Raw genomic sequence first — 18,614 nt, forward strand, 5'->3', positions numbered from 1 at the left:
GCCGGGCGCGCACCGCACGCCAGCCGAGCCAGAACAGGTACAGGCCGCTGAGCACACCGAGCACGTCAAACGCCGTATTGCCAAACTTTTCGTCTACAAAACCAAAAACATTATTTGCATTCTTTGTATACAAAAGCATAATCCACTTCGTGCGAGTTCCTGACCAAGAGGTCAACAAATTCGCAAGTACCTCAAAGGGCCGCTGCCACCCCTCTCGGATCCGGCCCTGGAAATAACAATAAAACTCTTGAGGAGTACTCGCTGTGGAAAGCCGCAAATCCGAAGCATCGACGCTGGAAATCTCGCCGCCATTACGCAATGGCTTGCTGGAACGTCTGTTCAAACTCAGCTTGCACGGCACCACGGTGAAGACCGAGCTGATTGCCGGTCTGACAACCTTCATCACCATGGCTTACATCATTTTCGTCAACCCCAACATCATGGCCGACGCCGGGATCGATCACGGTGCCGCGTTCGTCGCCACCTGTATCGCCGCGGCACTCGGTTGCCTGTTGATGGGCCTGTACGCCAACTGGCCGGTCGGCCTGGCACCAGGCATGGGGCTGAACGCTTTCTTCACCTACACCGTGGTCGGCACCATGGGCTACAACTGGGAAACCGCCCTCGGCGCGGTGTTTGTGTCCGGTGTGTTGTTCATGATCCTGACCTTCTCGCGGATTCGCGAATGGCTGCTCAACAGCATCCCGGTCAGCCTGCGCTTCGCCATGGGCGCCGGCGTGGGTCTGTTCCTGGGGCTGATCGGCCTGAAAACCGCAGGTATCGTCGTCGATAGCCCTGCCACACTGATCAAACTCGGTTCCCTGCGCGAACCCGGTCCGCTGCTCGCCGCCGTATGCTTCCTGATGATTGCAATCCTCAGCTATCACAAGGTGTTCGGCGCGATCCTCATCAGCATCATCACCGTGACCCTCGCCGGTTGGGGCCTTGGGCTGGTGCACTACGAGGGCATCATGTCGGCCCCGCCAAGCCTGGCTCCGACCTGGATGGCCATGAACGTTGTGGGTGTATTCAACATCAGCATGGTCAGCGTGGTCCTGGCCTTCCTCTTCGTGCACATGTTCGACACCGCAGGCACACTGATGGGCGTTGCCCAGCGTGCCAACCTGGTGGGCGCTGATGGCAGGATCGAAAACCTCTCCCGCGCCATGAAAGCCGACAGTGCTTCCAGCGTATTCGGTGCGGTAGTCGGCGTTCCGCCAGTCACCAGCTACGTGGAAAGTGCTGCCGGCGTTGCAGCGGGTGGTCGGACTGGTCTTACCGCAGTGACCGTAGGTGTGCTATTTATTGCAGCCATGTTCTTCGCACCGCTGGCCGGCATGATCCCTGCCTATGCAACCGCGGGTGCGCTGATTTATGTAGCGATGCTGATGATGGGCGGCATGGCCCACATCGAATGGGACGAAGCCACCGACAGTATTCCGGCGATCGTTACCGCAATCATGATGCCCCTGACCTTCTCGGTCGCCGACGGCATCGCACTGGGCTTCATCACCTATGTGGCGATGAAGGCCGGTACCGGCAAGTACAAGGAAATTTCGGTGAGCCTGTGGGTGCTCTGCGCGATCTTCATCGCCAAGTTCATCTTCTTGTAAGCCAAACGCGGTACACGCTTGAAAACAGCCTCACCCCGTCGGGTGGGGCTTTTGTGCAAATGGAGGAAAGTGATGAGTCTGGAAACCTGGCTGCTGTTCAGCGGCGCTGCGCTGATAGTGATCCTGATCCCGGGACCGCTGTCGTTGCTGATGATCAGCAACAGTCTGAATTACGGCCTGCGCCGCTCTTACCCGGCCTTTCTCGGCGGCGTGTCCGCATCGATCTGCCTGCTGAGTGCTTCGGCGCTGGGCCTGGGTGCGTTGTTGCTGGCGTCGGAACAGCTGTTCAGTGCCTTGAAGATTCTTGGCGCCCTTTACCTGTTCTACCTCGCCTGGCAGAGCTGGCAGCAATCGCGCCTGCCTTCCCATGGCGCTGAAGTGCCACAGGCCGCGCCGGTGCCACAATTTCGCGCACTGTTCGGGCGTGCGTTCATGCTGGGCGCGAGCAACCCGAAAGACATCCTGTTCTTCGCCGCTTTCCTGCCGCAGTTCTTGAGTGCCGAACAGCCGTTTCTCCCACAACTGCTGGTGATGATCGCGACCTGGACCGTGCTCGACCTGCTGTGCAAATTGGCCTACGGCCTCGGCGCCCATGGTGCGGCACGGTATCTGCGCAGCGGCAACGGCCAGAGCTGGTTCAACCGGATCAGTGCGGGGCTGTTCAGTGGTGCGGGGGCTGCATCGTTGTTGAGCCGATAACAGTTGTAGGAGCGAGCTTGCTCGCGATGGTCGTCAACGATAACGCGTGCAATATGAATTATCGCGTTGTCCGGGCCTCCATCGCGAGCAATCGAGCGTCGACCGGCTGCTCCGACAGAAGACGAAAAAAAGCCCGCAGTGTGAGCGGGCGAAAGACCAAAGAAGCTATATGCGCAGTCGCTTCCAGGTTGCAGCAGCTGCCTGGGGGATCAGCTGCCGCGATAGGTGGAGTAGCTGTAAGGCGAAATCAGCAACGGCACATGGTAGTGATCCTGCTCGGCGGAGATGCCAAAACGCAGCACCACCACATCAAGGAATGCAGGCTCCGGCAGCTGAACGCCACGGGCGCGGTAGTAATCGCCGGCATGAAACTGAACCTGATAGACCCCGGTGCGGTAGTCATCGCCTTGCAGCAGCGGTGCATCGACACGGCCATCGCTGTTGGTGACGGCAGTGGCGACCAATTCCAGCTGCGAACCTTCAACGCGGTACAACTCAACCTTGATCGAGCTGCCCGGGCAACCGTGTGCTGCGTCCAAAACGTGTGTAGTCAAACGTCCCATTGATTCTGCGCGCCTGCCTGCGTGGAGCAGTCAGACTTCGCGCCTCCCGAAGTCAGTTGAAAAGGAGACCGCACCGATTCGGAGCACGAAAAGCTGCGGCGAGCGACTGATTAAGACATTTTCCATGAAAATTGTACACAATAAAAACGACATTTTTCCCGTGACTCCCGCCATCTGCATATTTGTCGTCGATTTACCGCTAAACCGCACAATCTATGAACCCTTCAATCAATAATTGACCAGTCAGGCAGATTTCTTGCAGGCTCACGCCAATAGCAGTAAAAGATGACAGTCGGTGAAAAATGCGAAAAATCAGGCTTACAAAGTGAATATAAAGTTGTATACAATCAGCCCATCGCTGTGACGCAAGCCTGCCATCCCATTTTCAGCTGCGTCACACCAACCGTCATCATCGAATAAGAAGGAAGCCTGCAGTGAGCGCTGACTACCCACGCGACCTGGTCGGTTACGGCAGTAACCCTCCTCACCCCCACTGGCCGGGCAATGCCCGTATTGCCCTGTCGTTCGTACTCAATTATGAAGAAGGCGGCGAGCGCAACATCCTTCACGGCGACAAAGAATCCGAAGCGTTCCTCTCGGAAATGGTTTCAGCCCAGCCGCTGCAAGGCGCACGCAACATGAGCATGGAATCCCTCTACGAGTATGGCAGCCGTGCCGGCGTGTGGCGGATCCTGAAGCTGTTCAAGGAATTCGACATTCCACTGACTATCTTCGCCGTGGCCATGGCCGCCCAGCGTCACCCGGACGTGATCCGCGCCATGGTCGATGCCGGCCACGAGATCTGCAGCCATGGCTATCGCTGGATCGACTACCAGTACATGGACGAAGCCCAGGAACGCGAGCACATGCTCGAAGCGATCCGCATCCTTACCGAAATCACAGGCACTCGCCCGCTGGGCTGGTACACCGGCCGCACGGGTCCAAACACCCGTCGCCTGGTGATGGAAGAAGGTGGTTTCCTCTACGACTGCGATACCTACGACGACGACCTGCCTTACTGGGAACCGAACAACCCGACCGGCAAGCCGCACCTGGTGATTCCGTACACCCTGGACACCAACGACATGCGTTTCACCCAGGTCCAGGGTTTCAACAAGGGCGACGACTTCTTCGAATACCTGAAAGATGCGTTCGACGTGCTCTACGCCGAAGGCGCCGAGGCTCCCAAGATGCTGTCGATCGGCCTGCACTGCCGCCTGATCGGCCGTCCGGCGCGTCTGGCTTCACTCAAGCGCTTTATCGAATACGCTAAAAGTCATGAACAGGTGTGGTTCAGCCGTCGCGTCGACATCGCGCGTCACTGGCAAGAAACCCACCCGTACACAGGGGCTGCCAAATGAGCACCTTTCAAACCGTCAAACCTTCGGCCCTGAGCCGCGACGCCTTCGTCGCCGCTTTCGCCGACATCTACGAACATTCGCCATGGGTGGCCGAGAAGGCCTACGACCTGGGCCAGGATGCCTCGATCGATGAGATCGAAACCCTGCACCAGCGCATGAGCGACATCCTGTTGAGCGCCGATCACACCAGTCAGCTGGCATTGATCAACGCTCACCCGGACCTGGCCGGCAAAGCCGCCGTCCAGGGCCAACTTACCGAAGCCAGCACCAATGAACAGGCTGGCGCCGGTATCCACCAATGCACGGCCGAAGAGTTTTCTCGCTTCACCGAGCTGAACGACGCCTACAAAGCCAAGTTCAAGTTTCCCTTCATCATGGCGGTAAAAGGCAGCAACCGGCATCAGATCCTCGCAGCGTTCGAAACGCGCATCCACAACCCGGTCGACACCGAGTTCAAGTGCGCGCTGGCGGAGATCAACAAGATCGCCCTGTTCCGATTACTGACCCTATAGCAAGCCTGGCCCCAGCGGATTCAAGAACGCCGAAACCGCCGGGGCCTGGCAAGTATCCCAAGCCACTTATTTAAAGGCAGACAAGAAGAATGAAAGCTTACGCCGTACCTTTCGAGAAGTTCGTCAACCTGGCCGATGCCCGACTGGGCACTAAAATCATCTCGGTCACCGATGACTGGTTCGCAGACGCCAACCGTCTGTTCCAACCGACCCCGGCCGTATGGAAGGAGGGCGTGTTCGATGACAACGGCAAGTGGATGGACGGCTGGGAATCGCGTCGCAAGCGCTTCGAAGGCTTCGACAGCGCAGTGATCCGCCTGGGCGTACCGGGTTCGATCAAGGGCGTCGACATCGACACTTCATTCTTCACCGGCAACTTCCCGCCATCGGCGTCCCTGGAAGCCTGCTTCCTGGCCGAAGGCGAGCCGAACGAAAACACCCAGTGGGTTGAAGTGCTGTCGGCCGTTGAGCTGCAAGGCAACAGCCACCACTACCACGAAATCAACAACGACCAGGCCTTCAGCCACCTGCGCTTCAACATCTACCCGGATGGCGGCGTGGCCCGTCTGCGCGTGTACGGCGTGCCGTTCCGTGACTGGTCGGCTACCGGCGACAACGAGCAAGTCGACCTGGCTGCGGCCCTTAACGGTGGTCGCGCCCTCGCCTGCTCCGATGAACACTTCGGCCGCATGAGCAACATCCTCAACCCGGGCCGTGGCATCAACATGGGCGATGGCTGGGAAACCGCGCGTCGTCGTACCCCGGGTAATGACTGGGTCATCGTCGCGCTGGGTCATGCCGGCGAAGTCGAGAAAGTCATCGTCGACACCCTGCACTTCAAAGGCAACTACCCGGACAGCTGCTCGATCCAGGGCGCGTTCGTGAAGGGCGGTACCGACAGCCAAATCGAAACCCAGTCGCTGTTCTGGCGCGAACTGCTGCCAAGCCAGAAGCTGGAAATGCACGCCGAGCACACCTTCGCCGAGCAGATCAAGGCACTGGGCCCGATCACCCACATCCGCCTGAACGTGTTCCCGGATGGTGGTGTGAGCCGCCTGCGCGTTTTGGGCAAGGTCGCGAAGTAATGCTGAGCCTGTAGGAGCGAGCTTGCTCGCGAAAAACGTCAAGACACCGTGTTCATTCAGATTGGGCGCGTTTTCGTTGACGACCATCGCGAGCAAGCTCGCTCCTACAAAGAATCATCCACACCTGAACAAATTAAGAAGACCAGCATGCGCACACTGACGATTGAACCGCTGACCAAAGAAGCCTTCGCCCCTTTCGGTGACGTTATCGAAACCGACGGTAGCGATCACTTCATGATCAACAACGGTTCGACCATGCGCTTCCACAAACTGGCGACGGTGGAAACCGCCGCGCCAGAGGACAAGGCGATCATCAGCATTTTCCGCGCCGACGCGCAGGACATGCCCCTGACCGTCAGCATGCTGGAGCGCCATCCGCTGGGCAGCCAGGCTTTCATTCCGCTGCTCGGCAACCCCTTTCTGATCGTGGTCGCGCCACTTGGCGATGAACCTGTATCAGGCTTGGTCCGCGCCTTCGTCACCAACGGCAGGCAGGGCATTAATTACCATCGCGGCGTCTGGCACCACCCGGTGCTGACGATCGAAAAGCGGGATGACTTCCTGGTGGTTGATCGCAGTGGCACAGGCAATAACTGCGATGAGCATTTTTTCAAAGAGGATGAGCGTTTGATCCTCGCCCCCCACCAATAAGAGAAGGTCTGATCACTCGACAACAGAGTGACAGGCGAGAGGTAAAGACTGTGGAAGCACATCTGTTGGAATGGCTGAACCTGAGCGTGCGCTGGGTTCACATGATTACTGGCGTGGCCTGGATCGGTGCGTCGTTCTATTTCGTATGGCTGGAAAACAACCTCAATCGGGTCAATCCGAAAAGCGGTCTGGCCGGTGATTTGTGGGCGATCCACGGCGGCGGTATCTATCACCTGGAAAAATACAAACTGGCTCCACCGACCATGCCGGACAACCTGCACTGGTTCAAATGGGAAGCCTACTTCACCTGGATGTCGGGGATCGCGCTGCTGTGCGTGGTGTTCTACTCCAACCCGACGCTCTACCTGCTGGCTCCGGGCAGCACCCTGAGCGGTCCTGAAGGCGTGGCCATCGGCCTCGGCTCGCTGTTCATCGGCTGGTTCATCTACTCCTTCCTCTGCGACTCGGCCCTGGGCAAACGCCCTGCCCTGTTGGGTTTCATCCTGTTCGTCCTGATCATCGGCGCCGCCTACGGCTTCAGCAAAGTGTTCAGCGGTCGTGGTGCGTACCTGCACGTCGGCGCGATCATCGGCACCATCATGGTCGGCAACGTGTTCCGCATCATCATGCCGGCGCAGCGCGCACTGGTGGCGGCGATCGCCGAGAACCGCACGCCGGATCCGGCGCTGCCGGCCAAAGGCTTGCTGCGTTCACGTCACAACAACTACTTCACCTTGCCGGTGCTGTTCATCATGATCAGCAACCACTTCCCGAGCACCTACGGCAGCCAGTACAACTGGCTGATCCTGGCCGGGATCGCGGTACTGGCGGTGTTGGTGCGTCACTACTTCAACACCCGTCACGACAGCCACAAGTTTGCCTGGACCCTGCCGGTGGCAGCGGTAGGCATGATCTGCCTGGCTTATGTGTCCGGTCCGAAGCCGATGTCCAGCGCCTCTGAAGTGGCCAACGCTCCAGCGAAAATCGAATACCAGCCGCTGCCGGAAACCGCAGTGGGCGGTGGTTTGAAACCTGCTGAAGCCAAACCTGCACAAGCACCTGCTGCCGCTCCGGCTCAGGCATCCAATGCTGGCCCGGGTTTCGACAAGGTGCACAGCGTGATTCAGGAACGTTGCACGGTTTGCCACTCGGCCAAGCCAACCAGCCCGTTGTTCAGCGCGGCACCGGCCGGTGTGATGCTGGACACTCCCGAGCAAATCCGCCAGAACGCACCGCGGATTCAGGCGCAAGCCGTCACCAGCCAGATCATGCCACTGGGCAACATCACGCAGATGACTCAGCAGGAACGTGACCTGATCGGTGCCTGGATTGTGCAGGGAGCCCAGACCAATTAATCGCTAAAAGCATCGCGGGCAAGCTCGCTCCCACAGGTTTTGCATGGCCTGTGTGGGAGTTGGCTTGCCTGCGATTGGCCGCAACGCGGTCCACCAGATTCGAATACAGCTGCCAGCAGCACTGCAGCTGTAAATCACAAGAATAAAAAAATCCGAGGTGTTGCATGTCCGAGCTATCCGAAGCGCGCATCCCCGTCGCACCCGCCATTCAGCGTTTGCCCCTTTTGCAACTGATCCTGGTTGGTCTGCAACACGTTCTGCTGATGTACGGCGGTGCCATTGCAGTGCCACTGATCATCGGACAGGCCGCTGGCCTGAGTCGTGAAGAAATCGCCTTCCTGATCAACGCCGACCTGTTGGTGGCGGGTATCGCCACCATCGTCCAGTCCCTCGGCATCGGCCCCATGGGCATTCGCATGCCGGTGATGATGGGCGCCAGTTTCGCCGCCGTCGGCAGCATGGTCGCCATGGCCGGCATGCCCGGTATCGGCCTGCAAGGGATCTTCGGCGCGACCATCGCCGCCGGCTTCTTCGGCATGATCATCGCCCCGTTCATGTCAAAAGTCGTACGCTTCTTCCCGCCGCTGGTGACCGGCACAGTCATCACCTCGATCGGTTTGTCGCTGTTCCCCGTGGCTGTGAACTGGGCCGGCGGCGGTGCCAGCGCCACTCAATTCGGTTCTCCGATTTACCTGACCATCGCCGCACTGGTACTGGGTACCATCTTGTTGGTGCATCGCTTCATGCGCGGTTTCTGGGTCAATATCTCCGTGCTGATCGGCATGTGCCTGGGCTACGTGCTCTGCGGCCTGCTCGGCATGGTCGACCTCAGTGGCATGGCTCAGGCGCCATGGCTGCAATTCGTCACTCCGCTGCACTTCGGCCTGCCGAAATTCGAACTGGCACCGATCCTCTCGATGTGCCTGGTGGTAGTGATCATCTTCGTCGAGTCCACCGGGATGTTCCTGGCGCTGGGCAAGATCACCGGCCAGGAAGTCTGCCCACGGATGCTGCGTCGAGGCTTGTTGTGCGATGCCGGCGCTTCGTTCTTCGCCGGCTTCTTCAACACTTTCACCCACTCCTCCTTCGCCCAGAATATCGGCCTGGTACAGATGACCGGCGTGCGTTGCCGTTCGGTGACCATCGTTGCCGGCGGCTTGCTGATCGTCTTGAGCCTGCTGCCCAAAGCCGCGTTTTTGGTGGCGTCGATTCCTCCGGCTGTACTGGGCGGCGCAGCGATTGCGATGTTCGGCATGGTCGCCGCCACCGGAATCAAGATTCTCCAGGAAGCTGACATCGGTGACCGTCGCAACCAGTTGCTGGTGGCGGTGAGCATCGGCATGGGTCTGATCCCGGTTGTACGCCCGGAGTTTTTCGCCCACCTGCCCGTGTGGATGAGCCCTATCACCCACAGCGGCATCGCCATGGCCACCCTCAGCGCGCTGACGCTGAACCTGCTGTTCAACATCCTTGGTGGAGCCGAACGCGCGGCCATCAACGACTGCCACGCCCACACGCATTAACCCGGAAACACACGCCCCCTGTAGGAGCGAGCCTGCTCGCGATGAACCCGAGAACACCGCGTTTATCCAGATAACACGCGTAATCGTTGACGACCATCGCGAGCAGGCTCGCTCCTACAGGGTAAGGGTTTCCTGCGCCTTAAAATAAAAACAAGAGGGAGCAACAGATGATTCGGACACAAACCAACCTGCTGTTGGCTGCTGGCCTGCTGGCCGCGAGTCAGGCCATGGCCGGCGATCTACTGCTGTGGCAGACCAACAGCCTGAGCTATCTGTATGGCAAGAACTTCGCGATCAACCCAGCGATCCAGCAGACGATAACCTTCGAACACGCCGACCGCTGGAAGTACGGCGACAACTTCATGTTCATCGACAGCACCTACTACAACGGCGAGAAAGACCGAAACAAAGGCGTTCATGCCTATTACGGCGAGTTCAGCCCACGCCTCTCCTTCGGCAAGATCCTCGACCGCCGTTTCGAATTCGGCCCGATCAAGGACGTGCTGCTGGCCATGACCTACGAGAACGGCGAAGACGACACCGAGGCCTACCTGATCGGCCCTGGTTTCGACCTCGCGGTACCGGGCTTCAACTTTTTCACCTTGAACTTCTATTACCGCCAGACCGAAGGCTCGCGCCCTGGCGATGATGTCTGGCAAATCAGCCCGGCCTGGTCCTACACCCTGCCACTGGGTAACTCGAACCTGTTGATCGACGGCTACATCGACTGGGTGGTGGATAACGACCAGAACGCCCGCGGCACCTATCACGCCAACCTGCACTTCAACCCGCAGATCAAATACGACCTGGGCAAAGCCCTGGGCTGGCGCGAGAAACAGGTGTATGTCGGCACCGAATACAGCTACTGGAAAGACAAATACGGCGTCCAGGACAGCTCCCGTTTCAACACCAATGAAAACACCGCCAGCCTGCTGGTAAAGGTGCACTTCTGATGTTGCTCCGCAACCGTGCCCAAAACCTGCCGTCGGTGCGCCGTTGCGGAGCACTTGAGACCTGGCCGAGGAGTCAGTATTCTCCGCGGCCGCCCGAATCCGGTTTAAAAAAAAGTCCGGATGTAAAACCTGACCAAAAAGCCAACTTATCCCGGCTCTGGCAGGTACCAAGGCACTCCACCCCCCTCTCAATCGACCGCTTTTGCGCCGTCGAACGGGAGTTTTTTTGCTTTTTGAAAGCCTTGGCTCAGCTCTTGCTAACAGCATTAAAGCTGACCGAATGGATGATTTTTTACCGCTACAGAGAAAAGGCGCCACACCAGAGCGCCGACCTTAAAAAAATAACGTGGAACCACCTACTTTTTGGGAGCAACCGAATGAAACGTACGTGCACTAGCCTGATGCTGGCAGGATCGATGCTGGCCGGAGGCCAGGCCATGGCCGGCGATTTGCTGCAGTGGCAGAACAACAGCCTGACCTACCTGTATGGCAAGGACTTCCAGGTCAACCCGCGCATCCAGCAGACGGTGACCTTCGAACACGCCGATGCCTGGAAGTACGGCGACAACTTCTTCTTCATCGACAAAATCTTCTACAACGGCAAGGAAGACCATTTCGCGGGTGAAAACACTCACTACGGCGAATTCCAGCCACGTCTGTCGTTCGGCAAGATCTTTGACCAGAAGCTGGAGTTCGGCCCGATCAAGGACGTGCTGCTGGCCATGACGTATGAGTTCGGCGAAGACGACACCGAGTCGTACCTGGTCGGTCCTGGTTTCGACCTGGCCATTCCTGGTTTCGATTACTTCCAGTTGAACTTCTATAATCGTCACACCGAGGGCGGCCGTCCGGGTGACGATGTCTGGCAGATCACTCCGGTCTGGTCCTACACCATTCCGGTGGGTGGCTCGGACGTCCTGATCGACGGCTTCATGGACTGGGTGGTAGACAACGACGTCAACAGCAAAGGCGAATACCACGCCAACCTGCACTTCAACCCGCAGGTCAAATACGACCTGGGCAAGGCGTTGAATCTGGGTGCCAAGCAACTGTACGTCGGTGTCGAGTATGACTACTGGAAAAACAAATACGGTATCGAAGACAGCCAGGGCTTCAAGACCGATCAGAGCGTGACCAGCTTCCTGGTCAAGGTTCACTTCTGATCTGAAAACCTCCTGTAGGAGCGAGCCCGCTCGCGATTGTCGAGGACGATAACGCTGGGGTCCTGATACCCCGCGGCGTCCTTTCGTCCATCGCGAGCTCGCTCCTACATCTCAAGCCGAAACCAAAGGCTCCCCTATTCCAAGAAACCGGCACAACTCCCCGCGCTTGGCCAACGCATCCCGTCGCCCCAGTTCAATCAACTCGCTGCAATACCCCGCCTCAAACAGCAGATAACTCAGCACCCCTGCCCCGCTGGTCTTGGTCGCACCCGGCCCGCGCAGAAACAGGCGCAACGCCGCCGGCAATTCCTGGCGATGGCGCGCGGCAATCTCGTCGATCGGCTGGCTTGGTGAAATCACCAATACGTCCACCGGCGCCACGCCCAAAGCGCGGGTGGGTGTACCGTCGGGCATCAGGTGACTGAACTGGTTCAGGCGCTGCAACAGCTCGATGTCGCTTTCCAGACTGTCAATGAACGTACTGTTGAGCATGTGCCCGCCGATCTGCGCCAGGGTCGGCTGCTGACCGGTGTAGCTGCGCAGCAAAGGTTGTTGTGGGTCAACGCCACGAGGGTTGCCGCTGACGCCCACCACCAGTACCCGACTGGCACCCAGATGCAACGCCGGACTGATCGGCGCCGACTGACGCACCGCGCCATCACCGAAATACTCTTCGCCGATTTTCACCGGGGCGAACAGCAGCGGAATGGCCGAACTGGCGAGCAGGTGTTCAACGGATAAACGGGTGGGAACACCGATACGCCGATGGCGCAACCAGGCATCGATCTTGCCGCCCCCCTGATAGAAGGTGACTGCCTGGCCGGACTCATAGCCGAACGCCGTGACCGCCACCGCATGCAATTGCTTCTGTGCGATCGCTTCGGCGATGCCACCCATATGCAGCTTGTCGTTGAGCAAATCCCGCAACGGAGAACTGTTGAGCAGCGCCACCGGAACCTGGGTACCGATGCCGAGCAAACTGTGGCTGACAAAACGGCTGGCCTGGCGGATTACCCCGGGCCAGTCGCTGCGCAACACCAGATGACTGCGAAAGCCCTGCCAGAATGCCGTCAGGCGTTCGATGGCGTTACGAAAGTCCATCGCCCCGCTGGCGAGGCTGACGGCGTTGATCGCGCCCGCCGAGGTGCCGACGATCACCGGAAACGGATTGCGGGCCCCCGGCGGCAGCAATTCGGCAATCGCCGCCAGCACCCCGACCTGATAGGCCGCCCGAGCCCCGCCACCGGAAAGAATCAACCCTGTAACCGGTTCGCCTGGACTCATGCACAACTCTCCATGGTGCTTGATGGGATTTCGTTGTTTCGACCTGTTCCCTTGCTCGCGATAGTTGTGAAAACGCCGCGGGGGTCAGGTGTCCCGCGTTATCGTTGGCCACCATCGCGAGCTCGCTCCTACACGCGTTTCGCGTACAGCTTGGGCTCGCCCGGTGGACGGCTCTTGAAGCGGCGATGGGCCCACAGGTATTGCTCGGGATGCTCGCGCAGAACGCTTTCGATCCATTGGTTGATGCGCAGGCAGTCGGCCTCCTCGGTTTCGCCGGGGAAGCCTTCGAGCGGCGCATGGATCACCAGGCGATATCCGCTGCCATCCGCCAGACGTTCCTGGGTGAACGGCACCACCAGCGCCTTGCCCAGCCGCGCAAACTTGCTCGTGGCGGTGACGGTCGCGGCCTGAATGCCGAACAGCGGCACGAAAATGCTTTGCTTGGCGCCGTAGTCCTGATCCGGTGCGTACCAGATCGCCCGGCCCGAGCGCAGCAGCTTTAGCATGCCGCGCACGTCTTCGCGTTCCACTGCCAGCGAATCGAGGTTGTGCCGCTCGCGGCCCTGGCGCTGGATGTAGTCGAACAGCGGATTCTTGTGCTCGCGGTACATGCCGTCGATGGTGTGCTGTTGACCGAGCAACGCTGCGCCGATTTCCAGCGTCGTGAAGTGCAGGGCCATCAGGATCACGCCCTTGCCCTCACGCTGAGCCTGCTGCAAATGCTCCAGCCCTTCGATATGAGCAAGATTTGCCAGGCGCTTGCGCGACCACCACCAGCTCATCGCCATCTCAAAGAACGCGATGCCGGTGGAGGCGAAGTTTTCCTTGAGCAGGCGTTTGCGTTCGGCGGCGGTTTTTTCAGGAAAACACAGTTCCAGATTGCGCTTGGCAATGCGCCGTCTGTCGCCGGCTACCCGATACATCAAAGCGCCCAGGACACGACCGATCCACAGCAGTGCCGGATACGGCAGCTGGACGATCAGCCACAACAGCCCCAGGCCACACCACAACGGCCAGAAACGTGGAGATAGAAATGCTTTTCGAAAACGCGGGCGGTCCATTAATGCTTCCGGAATGACAATGGCCGCGCATTCTACATCGTTCGGCCCGGCTTGCGGCCCGCGGGCGTTCTCGTTATAAGTCTCGGCACTTTTAGTGACAAGTCGTTGTATGCCGACCATGAGCCAAACCGAACCGCTAGACCAAGATCCCGTGTTCCAGTTGAAGGGCAGCATGCTGGCCATTACGGTGCTGGAACTGGCCCGTAACGACCTCGAAAGCCTTGATCGGCAACTGGCCGCCAAGGTCGCACAGGCGCCCAACTTCTTCAGCAACGCGCCACTGGTACTGGCCCTGGACAAACTCCCGGCCAACGGAGGCGCGGTCGATCTGCCAGGGCTGATGCGCATCTGCCGCCAGCATGGCCTGCGTACCCTGGCGATCCGCGCCAGCCGCATCGAAGACATTGCCGCCGCCATCGCGGTCGACCTGCCGGTGCTGCCACCGTCCGGTGCCCGGGAGCGTCCACTGGACCTGACCGAAGGCGAACCGAAGAAAAAACCGGAAAAACCGCCCGAGCCGACCATCAAGCCGACGAAAATCATCACCTCGCCGGTACGCGGTGGCCAGCAGATTTATGCCCAGGGCAGCGATCTGGTGGTGATCTCCTCGGTAAGCCCGGGGGCGGAACTTCTCGCCGATGGCAACATCCATGTATACGGCCCGATGCGTGGTCGCGTGTTGGCCGGCGTCAAGGGCGACACCAAGGCGCGGATTTTCTGTCAGCAAATGAGTGCTGAACTGATTTCCATCGCCGGGCATTACAAGGTTTCCGAAGATCTGCGCCGCGACCCTCTATGGGGTTCGGGTGTGCAGGTCAGCCTGTCCGGCGACGTGTTGAACATCATTCGGCTTTAACGGATACTGCCGCATTTTCCAAGCATCTCTAAAACGTAGCGAAAACGGCTCAAACGAAGTAGGAAAAAGGCCGAAAGCAGTGTTTACCGGGGGTAAACGCCGCTCAAAACCGGATTCCAGCCAAGGCTGTCCGACTGCAGTAGTTTTTCAGGAGATGTTTTTCAGGGACTGAAAAGTCCTTTTTCCTTAGGGGTGAAACACCTTGGCCAAGATTCTCGTGGTTACATCCGGCAAGGGTGGTGTGGGTAAGACCACCACCAGCGCCGCTATCGGTACCGGCCTCGCTCTGCGCGGCCACAAAACAGTGATCGTCGACTTCGACGTGGGCTTGCGCAACCTCGACCTGATCATGGGTTGCGAGCGCCGCGTGGTGTATGACTTCGTCAACGTGGTCAACGGCGAAGCCAACCTGCAACAGGCTCTGATCAAAGACAAGCGCCTGGAAAACCTCTACGTGCTGGCCGCCAGCCAGACCCGCGACAAAGACGCGCTGACCGTCGAAGGCGTGGAAAAAGTCCTGATGCAGCTCAAGGAAGACTTTGAGTTCGTGGTCTGCGACTCCCCGGCAGGCATCGAGAAAGGCGCACACCTGGCCATGTACTTCGCCGATGAAGCGATCGTCGTGACCAACCCGGAAGTCTCCTCGGTACGTGACTCCGACCGCATGCTCGGCCTGCTGGCCAGCAAGTCCCGTCGCGCCGAACGCGGCGAAGACCCGATCAAGGAACACCTGCTGATTACCCGTTATCACCCGGAACGTGTGAGCAAAGGCGAAATGCTCGGCGTAGAAGACGTCAAGGAAATCCTTTCGGTGACCCTGCTCGGCGTGATCCCTGAATCCCAGGCGGTGCTCAAGGCATCCAACCAGGGTGTTCCGGTGATTCTCGACGACCAGAGCGATGCCGGCCAAGCCTACAGCGATACCGTGGACCGCCTGTTGGGTAAAACCGTGGAACATCGTTTCCTCGATGTACAGAAGAAGGGATTCTTCGAGCGCCTGTTTGGAGGCAACTAAGCAATGAACCTTTTTGACTTCTTTCGTGCCAACAAAAAGCAAAGCACCGCGTCGGTAGCGAAAGAGCGTCTACAGATCATCGTGGCGCACGAACGCGGCCAACGCAGTACCCCGGACTACCTGCCAGCCTTGCAGAAGGAACTGGTCGAGGTGATCCGCAAGTACGTCAATATCGGGTCCGATGACGTGCACGTCGCACTGGAAAGCCAGGGCAGCTGCTCGATTCTGGAACTCAATATCACCCTGCCAGATCGCTGAGTCGATCCGGCTGGAGCCACGGCGGTTGTAGGAGCGAGCTTGCTTGCTCCTACAACCGCCGTTGGCGTTTGTTACGAGGCTGTTTTAATGCCGCTGTCCAACATCCACATCATCCATCAGGATGCCGCCGTACTGGTGGTAAACAAACCGACCCTGTTGCTCTCTGTCCCTGGCCGGGCCGACGACAATAAGGACTGTCTGATTACCCGCCTGCAGGAAAACGGCTACCCGGAAGCGCGAATTGTCCATCGGCTGGACTGGGAGACTTCCGGAATCATCCTGCTGGCCCGCGACCCGGACACCCATCGCGAACTATCCCGACAATTTCACGATCGCGAAACCGAAAAGGCCTACACCGCCTTGTGCTGGGGTCAGCCGGAACTGGACAGCGGCAGCATCGACCTGCCCTTGCGCTACGACCCTCCGACCAAGCCGCGCCACGTGGTCGACCATGAATTCGGCAAACACGCACTGACCTTCTGGCGAGTGCTGGAGCGTTGCGGCGATTGGTGCCGCGTAGAGCTGACACCGATCACCGGCCGCTCCCACCAGTTGCGCGTGCACATGCTCTCGATTGGTCATCCGCTGCTGGGTGACGGACTCTATGCCCATGAGCAGGCGCTGGCGGCTTGGCCGCGCCTGTGTCTGCACGCGAGCATGCTCACGTTCACCCACCCGCAAAGTGGCGAACGCCTGCGCTTCGAGTGCCCGGCACCGTTCTGAACGCAACGCACTCCCCCCTGTAGGAGCGAGCTTGCTCGCGATGATCCCGAGAACGCCGCGGGGCGCCAAGCCTCCCGCGTTATCGCTGACGACCATCGCGAGCAAGCTCGCTTCTACAGGGGCGGACGCCACTCCACCTGCACGCCACCGCCAATTCCCTGACCAATACGTTAAACTGGCGCCACTGCTGTCTGGAGCTACTTTATGCGCGAAGAGTTGAACCAAGGCCTGATCGATTTCCTCAAGGCCTCCCCTACCCCGTTCCATGCCACCGCCAGCCTTGTAAAACACCTGGAAGCGGCGGGTTATCAACGCCTCGACGAGCGCGAGCCATGGAATACCGAAGCCAACGGTCGCTACTACGTCACCCGCAATGACTCTTCGATTGTCGCGATCAAAATGGGCCGGCACTCGCCGCTGCACGGTGGCATTCGCCTGGTCGGCGCCCACACCGACAGCCCGTGCCTGCGCGTCAAGCCGCAACCGGAACTGCAACGCCAGGGCTTCTGGCAACTAGGCGTTGAAGTCTATGGCGGCGCGCTGCTGGCGCCGTGGTTCGACCGCGACCTGTCCCTGGCGGGCCGCGTCACGTTCCGTCGTGATGGCAAGGTCGAGAGCCAGTTGATCGACTTCAAGGCACCGGTCGCGATCATTCCGAACCTGGCGATTCACCTCAACCGTGAAGCCAACATGGGTTGGGCAATCAATGCCCAGACCGAACTGCCGCCGATCCTCGCGCAATTTGCCGGTGACGAGCGTGTGGACTTCCGCGCGGTGCTCACCGACCAGCTCGCCCGCGAACACGGCCTGAATGCCGACGTGGTGCTCGATTACGAGTTGAGTTTCTACGACACACAAAGCGCTGCGGTCATTGGCCTGCATGGCGACTTCATCGCCGGCGCGCGCCTGGACAACCTGCTGTCGTGCTACGCCGGCCTGCAAGCGCTGTTGACGGCCGACACCGACGAAACCTGCGTGCTGGTCTGCAACGACCACGAAGAAGTCGGTTCCTGCTCGGCCTGCGGTGCCGACGGCCCGATGCTTGAGCAAACCTTGCGTCGCTTGCTGCCTGAAGGTGATGAATTCGTACGCACCATTCAGAAATCCCTGCTGGTTTCGGCTGACAACGCCCACGGCGTGCATCCGAACTACGCCGACAAGCACGATGCCAACCACGGCCCTAAACTCAACGCCGGCCCGGTGATCAAGGTCAACAGCAACCAGCGCTACGCCACCAACAGCGAAACCGCCGGGTTCTTCCGTCACCTGTGCATGGCTGAAGAAGTGCCGGTGCAAAGCTTCGTAGTGCGCAGCGACATGGGCTGTGGTTCGACCATAGGCCCGATCACCGCCAGCCACCTGGGCGTGCGCACCGTGGATATCGGCTTGCCGACGTTCGCCATGCACTCGATTCGCGAACTGTGCGGCAGCCATGACCTGGCGCATCTGGTCAAGGTACTGAGCGCGTTCTACGCCTGCCGCGAGTTGCCGTAAACCCCGCAATACCCTGTGTAGGAGCGAGCATGCTCGCGATGGACGTGAACGATTACGCTTGTTTTCTGAATAAACACGGCGCCCTGAAGTTCATCGCGAGCAAGCTCGCTCCTACAGACAACACCGTGCAAAAAAGCCACCTAGACTTTAAGTATCCCTTCGACAAGGCCGTCTCCATGATTTCGATGTCTACCTTTCACGCCATGCTGATTCCGATTCTAGCCGGGATGCTCCTGCTGGCCGTCGGCTTCAACTTTCGCGATAAGAATGCCGGTGTATTTGCCATGTGGATCGGCATGCTGACCATTCTCGCGACCGTTGTTCTCAAGATCCTCGCCAAACTCAACGAATAATTCCTCGCCCTTGGCTCGCATTGATTTTGACGGGCTCGTACACTCGGTCGATCCGCTCCCTGCGAGGTTGACCGCCTAGTGTTCGCTCGTCT

General features: G+C 59.2%; 19 protein-coding genes and 1 pseudogene. 16 read left to right on the top strand and 4 right to left on the bottom strand.

Annotated elements, in window-relative coordinates; all coding sequences use genetic code 11:
• Nucleotides 1-88, bottom strand: a pseudogene (locus AC3WTM_RS28415) (LysE family translocator); the annotation flags it as partial.
• A gap of 175 nt (nt 89-263) precedes the next feature.
• Here AC3WTM_RS28415 and AC3WTM_RS28420 point away from each other — a divergent pair.
• Both AC3WTM_RS28420 and AC3WTM_RS28425 read left to right on the top strand, forming a co-directional pair.
• Complete coding sequence (locus tag AC3WTM_RS28420; RefSeq protein ID WP_090453980.1) at nt 264-1,613, top strand: NCS2 family permease; 1,350 nt, start codon at nt 264-266, stop codon at nt 1,611-1,613.
• Nucleotides 1,614-1,685: 72 nt separating this feature from the next.
• Complete coding sequence (locus tag AC3WTM_RS28425) at nt 1,686-2,312, top strand: LysE family translocator (RefSeq protein ID WP_102671807.1); 627 nt, start codon at nt 1,686-1,688, stop codon at nt 2,310-2,312.
• Nucleotides 2,313-2,521: 209 nt separating this feature from the next.
• Here the strand turns inward: AC3WTM_RS28425 and uraH are convergent, their stop codons facing one another.
• Complete coding sequence (gene uraH / locus AC3WTM_RS28430; protein ID WP_102671806.1) at nt 2,522-2,875, bottom strand: hydroxyisourate hydrolase; 354 nt, start codon at nt 2,873-2,875, stop codon at nt 2,522-2,524.
• Nucleotides 2,876-3,309: 434 nt separating this feature from the next.
• Between uraH and puuE the strand changes: the two genes are divergently transcribed.
• From puuE to AC3WTM_RS28470, 8 genes are all read left to right on the top strand, one after another.
• Nucleotides 3,310-4,236 (top strand): allantoinase PuuE, encoded by a 927-nt coding sequence (puuE, locus tag AC3WTM_RS28435; RefSeq protein WP_057715758.1) that lies wholly within the window; start codon nt 3,310-3,312, stop codon nt 4,234-4,236.
• Nucleotides 4,233-4,748: a 2-oxo-4-hydroxy-4-carboxy-5-ureidoimidazoline decarboxylase gene (gene uraD / locus AC3WTM_RS28440; RefSeq protein WP_057715759.1), complete on the top strand. Its 516-nt coding sequence runs from the start codon at nt 4,233-4,235 to the stop codon at nt 4,746-4,748. The genes puuE and uraD overlap by 4 nt, the downstream gene beginning before the upstream one ends.
• An 89-nt stretch (nt 4,749-4,837) precedes the next feature.
• Nucleotides 4,838-5,833, top strand: a complete 996-nt coding sequence (alc, locus tag AC3WTM_RS28445; RefSeq protein ID WP_008048382.1) for an allantoicase — start codon at nt 4,838-4,840, stop codon at nt 5,831-5,833.
• Between the two features lie 147 nt (nt 5,834-5,980).
• A complete protein-coding gene (locus AC3WTM_RS28450) occupies nt 5,981-6,484 on the top strand; it encodes an ureidoglycolate lyase (RefSeq protein ID WP_102671811.1) in 504 nt (167 codons plus the stop codon).
• 50 nt (nt 6,485-6,534) lie between these two features.
• The gene (locus AC3WTM_RS28455) at nt 6,535-7,839 is read left to right on the top strand and encodes a urate hydroxylase PuuD (RefSeq protein ID WP_102671805.1); all 1,305 of its coding nucleotides are present in this window, start codon (nt 6,535-6,537) and stop codon (nt 7,837-7,839) included.
• A gap of 164 nt (nt 7,840-8,003) precedes the next feature.
• Nucleotides 8,004-9,362 (top strand): nucleobase:cation symporter-2 family protein, encoded by a 1,359-nt coding sequence (locus AC3WTM_RS28460; RefSeq protein WP_102671804.1) that lies wholly within the window; start codon nt 8,004-8,006, stop codon nt 9,360-9,362.
• 167 nt (nt 9,363-9,529) lie between these two features.
• Nucleotides 9,530-10,315, top strand: coding sequence for an outer membrane protein OmpK (locus AC3WTM_RS28465; protein WP_102671803.1), 786 nt, complete (start codon nt 9,530-9,532; stop codon nt 10,313-10,315).
• A 377-nt stretch (nt 10,316-10,692) separates the two neighbouring features.
• The gene (locus AC3WTM_RS28470; RefSeq protein ID WP_090453972.1) at nt 10,693-11,478 is read left to right on the top strand and encodes an outer membrane protein OmpK; all 786 of its coding nucleotides are present in this window, start codon (nt 10,693-10,695) and stop codon (nt 11,476-11,478) included.
• Between the two features lie 111 nt (nt 11,479-11,589).
• Here AC3WTM_RS28470 and AC3WTM_RS28475 read toward each other — a convergent pair whose 3' ends face one another.
• Both AC3WTM_RS28475 and AC3WTM_RS28480 read right to left on the bottom strand, forming a co-directional pair.
• A complete protein-coding gene (locus AC3WTM_RS28475; RefSeq protein ID WP_102671802.1) occupies nt 11,590-12,762 on the bottom strand; it encodes a patatin-like phospholipase family protein in 1,173 nt (390 codons plus the stop codon).
• A gap of 128 nt (nt 12,763-12,890) precedes the next feature.
• Nucleotides 12,891-13,823 carry a lipid A biosynthesis lauroyl acyltransferase gene (locus tag AC3WTM_RS28480; protein ID WP_102671801.1) on the bottom strand — a complete coding sequence of 311 codons (933 nt, stop codon included), beginning with the start codon at nt 13,821-13,823 and terminating at the stop codon, nt 12,891-12,893.
• Between the two features lie 118 nt (nt 13,824-13,941).
• On the opposite strand from AC3WTM_RS28480, the gene minC reads away from it, so the two are divergent.
• The 6 genes from minC (at nt 13,942) to AC3WTM_RS28510 (ending at nt 18,522) form a co-directional block, all read left to right on the top strand.
• Nucleotides 13,942-14,679: a septum site-determining protein MinC gene (minC, locus tag AC3WTM_RS28485; protein ID WP_102671810.1), complete on the top strand. Its 738-nt coding sequence runs from the start codon at nt 13,942-13,944 to the stop codon at nt 14,677-14,679.
• 202 nt (nt 14,680-14,881) lie between these two features.
• Nucleotides 14,882-15,694: a septum site-determining protein MinD gene (minD, locus tag AC3WTM_RS28490; protein ID WP_046817963.1), complete on the top strand. Its 813-nt coding sequence runs from the start codon at nt 14,882-14,884 to the stop codon at nt 15,692-15,694.
• A 3-nt stretch (nt 15,695-15,697) separates the two neighbouring features.
• The gene (minE, locus tag AC3WTM_RS28495; protein ID WP_007974947.1) at nt 15,698-15,952 is read left to right on the top strand and encodes a cell division topological specificity factor MinE; all 255 of its coding nucleotides are present in this window, start codon (nt 15,698-15,700) and stop codon (nt 15,950-15,952) included.
• Between the two features lie 87 nt (nt 15,953-16,039).
• Nucleotides 16,040-16,675 carry an RluA family pseudouridine synthase gene (locus AC3WTM_RS28500; RefSeq protein WP_015096127.1) on the top strand — a complete coding sequence of 212 codons (636 nt, stop codon included), beginning with the start codon at nt 16,040-16,042 and terminating at the stop codon, nt 16,673-16,675.
• A gap of 204 nt (nt 16,676-16,879) precedes the next feature.
• Entirely contained in the window at nt 16,880-18,169 is a 1,290-nt protein-coding gene (locus tag AC3WTM_RS28505; protein ID WP_102671800.1) for a M18 family aminopeptidase, read from the top strand.
• A gap of 29 nt (nt 18,170-18,198) precedes the next feature.
• Nucleotides 18,199-18,522 (top strand): hypothetical protein, encoded by a 324-nt coding sequence (locus AC3WTM_RS28510; RefSeq protein WP_102671799.1) that lies wholly within the window; start codon nt 18,199-18,201, stop codon nt 18,520-18,522.
• Nucleotides 18,523-18,614: the final 92 nt, after the last annotated feature.

Source organism: Pseudomonas sp. EU05-FHT14B02 (assembly GCF_058791055.1).

Coding starts and splice junctions, on each gene's coding strand:
- AC3WTM_RS28505 (WP_102671800.1), top strand. CDS start 16,880: ATGCGCGAAGAGTTGAACCAAGGCCTGATCGATTTCCTCAAGGCCTCC.
- alc (WP_008048382.1), top strand. CDS start 4,838: ATGAAAGCTTACGCCGTACCTTTCGAGAAGTTCGTCAACCTGGCCGAT.
- minE (WP_007974947.1), top strand. CDS start 15,698: ATGAACCTTTTTGACTTCTTTCGTGCCAACAAAAAGCAAAGCACCGCG.
- AC3WTM_RS28465 (WP_102671803.1), top strand. CDS start 9,530: ATGATTCGGACACAAACCAACCTGCTGTTGGCTGCTGGCCTGCTGGCC.
- uraD (WP_057715759.1), top strand. CDS start 4,233: ATGAGCACCTTTCAAACCGTCAAACCTTCGGCCCTGAGCCGCGACGCC.
- AC3WTM_RS28475 (WP_102671802.1), bottom strand. CDS start 12,762: ATGAGTCCAGGCGAACCGGTTACAGGGTTGATTCTTTCCGGTGGCGGG.
- AC3WTM_RS28450 (WP_102671811.1), top strand. CDS start 5,981: ATGCGCACACTGACGATTGAACCGCTGACCAAAGAAGCCTTCGCCCCT.
- AC3WTM_RS28425 (WP_102671807.1), top strand. CDS start 1,686: ATGAGTCTGGAAACCTGGCTGCTGTTCAGCGGCGCTGCGCTGATAGTG.
- uraH (WP_102671806.1), bottom strand. CDS start 2,875: ATGGGACGTTTGACTACACACGTTTTGGACGCAGCACACGGTTGCCCG.
- AC3WTM_RS28510 (WP_102671799.1), top strand. CDS start 18,199: ATGCTCGCGATGGACGTGAACGATTACGCTTGTTTTCTGAATAAACAC.
- AC3WTM_RS28480 (WP_102671801.1), bottom strand. CDS start 13,823: ATGGACCGCCCGCGTTTTCGAAAAGCATTTCTATCTCCACGTTTCTGG.
- AC3WTM_RS28470 (WP_090453972.1), top strand. CDS start 10,693: ATGAAACGTACGTGCACTAGCCTGATGCTGGCAGGATCGATGCTGGCC.
- AC3WTM_RS28500 (WP_015096127.1), top strand. CDS start 16,040: ATGCCGCTGTCCAACATCCACATCATCCATCAGGATGCCGCCGTACTG.
- AC3WTM_RS28460 (WP_102671804.1), top strand. CDS start 8,004: ATGTCCGAGCTATCCGAAGCGCGCATCCCCGTCGCACCCGCCATTCAG.
- minC (WP_102671810.1), top strand. CDS start 13,942: ATGAGCCAAACCGAACCGCTAGACCAAGATCCCGTGTTCCAGTTGAAG.